The organism is Acidobacteriota bacterium (assembly GCA_040752915.1).
Lineage (GTDB): Bacteria > Acidobacteriota > UBA4820 > UBA4820 > DSQY01 > JBFLVU01.
Genome location: JBFMHB010000149.1, coordinates 1 through 1,182, shown reverse-complemented (window position 1 = coordinate 1,182; position 1,182 = coordinate 1). Strand labels below are relative to the sequence as shown.

Below are 1,182 nucleotides of genomic sequence, written 5' to 3'. Positions count from 1 at the left end.
CCGACGGCGAGGGGCTGGGACAGATGCTCTACCTGCTCGGCTGCCGGCCCAGGTGGCTGCCGAACGGCCGCGTGGCGGGGATCGAGGTGATGCCGCTCAAGGAACTCGGCCGGCCGCGGGTTGACGTAACGGTGCGGGTGAGCGGGATCACGCGCGATAATTTCCCGAACTGCATCGATCTCCTGGATGAGGCGGTGCAGGCGGTGGCGGCGCTTGAGGAACCGCCGGAGCTGAATTTTGTCCGCAAACACACTCTGGCGCAGCTTGGCGGGGCGGCGGACGGAGCGGCCTGGCGGGAGGCGACTTTGCGGATTTTTGCTTCCAAACCGGGGACCTATATGGCGGGGGTTAACTTAGCGGTTTACGCCTCGGCCTGGAAGGACGAGAAGGACCTGGCCGACGTCTTCGTCTACTGGAACGGCTACGCCTACGGGAAGGGGGTCTTCGGCAAGGAAGCCTTCAAACAGCTCCAGGCGAACCTGAAGACGGTGGACGTGACCTACAATAAGGTGGTTTCCGACGAGTACGACCTCTTCGGCTGCTGCTGCTATTTCGGCACCCACGGGGGGATGACCGCGGCGGCCCGGGCGGCCTCGGGCAAGGAGGTCCGCACCTACTACGGCGATACCCGCGAGCCGGAGCACGTGGAGGTGCGCACCTTAGCGGACGAGGTCCGGCGGGTGGTGCGGACGAAGCTCTTGAACCCCAAGTGGATCGAGGGGCAGAAGCGCCACGGCTACAAGGGCGCCGGGGACATCTCCAAGCGGATCGGGCGGGTCTACGGATGGGAGGCCTCCACCCGCGAGGTGGACGACTGGATCTTCGACGACATCACGCGGACCTTCGTGCTCGACGAGGAGAACCGTAAATTCTTCCAGGAGCACAACCCCTGGGCGTTAGAGGAGATCGCGCGCCGGCTCCTGGAGGCGGCGGAGCGAGGCCTCTGGAACGCCGACCCGGAGGTGCTCGATGGGCTTAAAGAGGTCTATCTCGAGATCGAGGGCTGGCTGGAGGAGGATATGGGCGACGTTAAGGGTGACTTCCAGGGCGGCGCTATCGACATCCTCACCGCCGAGGAGGTGGCCGACTGGGGCGCCAAGATGCGGGAGATCAGGGGGAAGCTCGGAGATTGAGGAGGGAGAAAGGATGCTGTGGCTTGAGCCGGGACGGGGGAGCTATCGT

At 65.0% G+C, this 1,182-nt stretch carries 1 protein-coding gene; it reads left to right on the top strand.

The window, feature by feature from the left end:
• On the top strand, positions 1-1,133 hold a 1,133-nt coding region (locus AB1824_13600; GenBank protein ID MEW5765993.1), incomplete at its 5' end, for a cobaltochelatase subunit CobN.
• Positions 1,134-1,182: the final 49 nt, after the last annotated feature.